This window comes from Phenylobacterium aquaticum (genome assembly GCF_947378715.1).
Lineage (GTDB): Bacteria > Pseudomonadota > Alphaproteobacteria > Caulobacterales > Caulobacteraceae > Phenylobacterium > Phenylobacterium aquaticum_A.
The window spans coordinates 1-3,941 of sequence record NZ_CANCLE010000242.1 but is presented as its reverse complement, the minus strand read 5'-3'; the positions used below and the strand labels follow the sequence as shown (position 1 = coordinate 3,941).

Below are 3,941 nucleotides of genomic sequence, written 5' to 3'. Positions count from 1 at the left end.
AGCCTCGACGCCGTGATCATCGGCGCCGGCATTTCCGGCATGTACATGCTGCACCGCCTGCGCGGCCTGGGGCTCAAGGCTCGGGTCTATGAGGCGGGGTCGGACATCGGCGGCACCTGGTTCTGGAACCGCTATCCCGGCGCCCGGGTCGACATCGAGAGCCAGGAATATTCCTACTCCTTCTCGGAGGAGTTGGAGCGCGAGTGGAAGTGGAGCGAGCGCTACGCCGCCCAGCCCGAGATCCTGCGCTATCTGAACCACGTCGCCGACCGCTTCGACCTGCGCCCCGACATCCAGTTCAACACCCGCATCGCCTCCGCCCACTTCGACGAGACCAAGGGCCGCTGGGCGCTGGCCACCGACGACGGCGAGACCCTCGACGCCAAGTTCTGCATCGCCGCCACCGGCTGCCTGTCGGTCCCCAATGAGCCCAACTTCAAGGGCCAGGAGACCTTCAAGGGCGCGACCTATCACACCGGTCGCTGGCCCCATGAGGGCGTCGATCTCACCGGCAAGCGGGTGGCGGTGATCGGCACCGGGTCCTCGGCCATCCAGTCGATCCCCCAGATCGCCAAGCAGGCCGCCCAGGTCTACGTCTTCCAGCGCACGCCCAATTACAGCGTGCCGGCCCACAACGGCCCGATCTCGCCCATCGTCGCCGAGGCCTGGCTCGCCAACCGCGACGAAAACCGCCAGCTGCAGCGCATGTCCTCGGCCGGCTTCCTGTTCTCCAACCACCGTGAGGAACTGGCCACCCAGGTCGGCGATAATGAGCGCCGCCAGGTGTTCGAGGAACGCTGGGCCCAGGGCGGTTTCTCCGTCCAGGCGGCCTTCGCCGACCTGGCCGTCGATCCCGTGGCCAATGGCATGGCCGCCGACTTCGCCGCCTCCAAGATCCGCGAGATCGTCAAGGACCCGGCGGTCGCCGACCGACTGACGCCCAAGGACTACCCCTTCGGCACCAAGCGGCTCTGCGTCGACACCGGCTATTATGAGGTGTTCAACCAGCCCAACGTCGAGTTGATCGACCTGCGCGAGGCCCCGCTCGACACCATCACGGCCACCGGGGTGAAGACCGCCGAAGGCGACTACGCCGTCGATGTCATCGTCTTCGCCATCGGCTTCGACGCCATGACCGGCGCCCTGTCGCGGATCGATATCCAGGGCCGGGGCGGCGCGGCCCTGACCGACGCCTGGTCCGAAGGCCCCAAGAGCTATCTGGGCCTGATGGTCGCGGGCTTCCCCAACCTGTTCACCGTCACCGGCCCGGGCAGCCCCTCGGTGCTGTCCAACATGATCGTCTCGATCGAGCAGCATGTGGACTGGCTGGCCGACCTGATGGGCTTCATGACCCTCAATGGCCTGGCCACCATCGAGCCCACCGCCGACAGCCAGAACGCCTGGGTCGACCACGTCAACGAGGCGGCCAACCACACCCTCTATCCCGTCGCCAACAGCTGGTATCTGGGCGCCAATGTCCCCGGAAAGCCCCGGGTGTTCATGCCCTATATCGGCGGCGTCGGCGCCTATCGCACCCTCTGCGACGCGGTGGCCGCCAACGGCTATATGGGCTTCAAGCTGCGCCCGGCGGCCTGATCCCATGCGGGCATTCCAGGCCGAGACGCTTGAGTCCATCGACAGCTACCGGTCGGTGGACCTGCCGCCGCCGGAGCCGGGCCCCGGCGAGATCCGGGTGCGGGTCGCCGCCTGCGGGGTCGGCTATGTCGACGCCCTGGTCTCGCTTGGCCGCTATCAGGTCAAGCCGTCGGTCCCCCATGTGCCGGGCAATGAGGTCGGCGGGACGGTCGAGGCCCTGGGTCCCGGCGTCTCCGGCCTGGCGGTCGGCGACCGCGTCATGGCCGCCGTCCGCACCGGCGGCTTCGCCGAGCTCGCGGTCGGCCCAGCGGCCGGCGCCCTGCGCATTCCCGACGCCATGAGTTTCGCCCAGGCGGCCGGCTTCCGGGTCAATTACCTGACCGCCCTGCACGGCCTGCGTGACCGCGCGGCGGTCCAGCCGGGTGAGCGCCTGCTGGTGTTCGGCGCGGCCGGCGGGGTCGGGGCGGCGGCGGTGCAGGTGGGCCTGGCCCTCGGGGCGCGGGTCATCGCCGCCGGGTCCAGCCCGGAGAAGCGCGCCTTCGCGGAAGGCCTTGGCGCCCGAGCCTCCATCGATGTAGAGCCCGAAGGCTGGCGCGACCGGCTGAAGACCCTGACCGAGGGCAAGGGCGTCGACGTGATCTTCGATCCCGTCTGCGGCCCGCTGTTCGAGGCCGGGTTCCGCTCGCTGGCCTGGGGCGGTCGCCATCTGGTGGTCGGCTTCGCGGGCGGCAAGGGCATTCCCGCCCTGCCCTCAAACCTGTCGATCATGAAGGGCGCGGCCCTGGTCGGCGTCGATGTCCGCCAGTTCCCGCTGTTCGAACCGGCCAAGGCCGCGGCCGAGCTCGCCGAACTCCTGGGCTGGGTCGCCGAGGGCCGCCTCACCCCGCCGGTCGGCCGCACCTTCCCCCTCGCGGAAGCCGCCCAGGCCCTGGAGTTCGCGCTGTCCGGCGCAGGCATGGGCAAGACAGTGCTGGAGATCGCCTAACCCCCCGAGTTGCTCCCCTAGGGCCGCCGGTAGCAGGCCAGCGCGCCCGCCACGCCATCTCCCTGTTCGTCGCAAACCCAGCGCGGATCGCGCTTGGTGATCGCCGGCGCGAACCGGTGGGCCGCCGTGTGGCCCTCGCGGTTGAACATCCAGATCAGACCCGGCCGCTCGCCTTGCGCGGCGTCCAGGATCACCCGGTTGGCGTCCTGGTCCGGCGGAACCACCAGGGGCCGGATCGTCACCGGCTGGCGGGCGCGATCGAAGAAGGCCCCGCCCACCTGGCTCAAGGTCGCCGCATCCATGATCGGGGCCAGCTCGTGGTCCCAGACGAACACCACCTCGCGCGCGCCGTGCGCCACCAGGAAGGCCGAGCCGGTCTCGAACTCATAGCGCGGCAGCCGGCGCGGCCCGGACAGGGCGTCCAGCGCCGGACGGATCTCAGTGCCCAGATAGACGATGATCAGGGCCAGATAGACCAGGCGCGCGCTAGGGCCCGCGCGGGCGATCAGCACCACCCCCAGCAGCAGCGAGGGCGCCAGCGGGATCATGTAGCGCGGCGACAGGCCGGAGCCGAACACCCCGAACACCAGCATCAGGGCGAAGGCCGCGACGCCGGCCGCGGCGGTCAGGGTCAGGGCCGCGACCGGCGTCCCATCCTCGTCGGGCGAGGCGCCGGGCCTCAGCCGCCCGACCAGCAGGCCGGCGATCAGGATCACTGCCACCACCGCCAGCATCAGGGGCTGGCTCGGACCGATCACGAAGGCGGTCAGGTCGAGCGCGCGACGCGCATCCACCGGCGGATGCCAGACCGAGGCCAGCCTGGAATAGTCGGCCAGGCGCGGCGCGTGCCGCAGCATCCAGGTCGCCACCGGCGCGAACACCAGCACCGCCGGCCAGGTCCGCACCGCCGCCCAACGATGGCGGCCGAGATAGATCAGTCCCTGGGCCAGGACGACGAACAGCATGTAGTAGTGCAGCAGCACGCCCAGCGCGCCCAGTGTCATCCAGATCAGGGCGCGGCGCAGGCTCGGCGCCTCCATCACCCGACCGAAGGCCAGGCACTGCCCCGTCGCCACCGCCAGCAAGAGGCCGTAGCAACGCGCGTCCAGGAAATAGCCCACGCCCCACCAGGCGAAGATCAGCACGGCCCAGGTCATCCGCGCCGTTCGCGACAGGCCTTTCAGCGGGACGAACAAGGGCAGCGCCCCCGCCGCCCACACCGCCAACAGCGTCGGGATCCGCAGGGCCAGGTCCGACCGCCCGGCCAGCCCGCTCCACAGCCGCTCGATCAGGTAGAAGGCCGGGCCGTTGGAATCCAGATAGACCTGCCGCCAGAAGCTCGCCCCGTCGGGGCGCGAGA

The 3,941-nt window shown here is 70.4% G+C and carries 3 protein-coding genes; 2 read left to right on the top strand and 1 reads right to left on the bottom strand.

Annotated features, from left to right (window positions below):
- The coding region (locus Q7P21_RS19780; RefSeq protein ID WP_304180021.1) for an NAD(P)/FAD-dependent oxidoreductase at window positions 1-1,596 on the top strand (1,596 nt) is incomplete at its 5' end.
- Window positions 1,597-1,600: 4 nt separating this feature from the next.
- Window positions 1,601-2,581 carry an NADPH:quinone oxidoreductase family protein gene (locus tag Q7P21_RS19775; protein ID WP_304180019.1) on the top strand — a complete coding sequence of 327 codons (981 nt, stop codon included), beginning with the start codon at window positions 1,601-1,603 and terminating at the stop codon, window positions 2,579-2,581.
- 17 nt (window positions 2,582-2,598) lie between these two features.
- Here Q7P21_RS19775 and Q7P21_RS19770 read toward each other — a convergent pair.
- The coding region (locus Q7P21_RS19770; RefSeq protein WP_304180017.1) for a hypothetical protein at window positions 2,599-3,941 on the bottom strand (1,343 nt) is incomplete at its 5' end.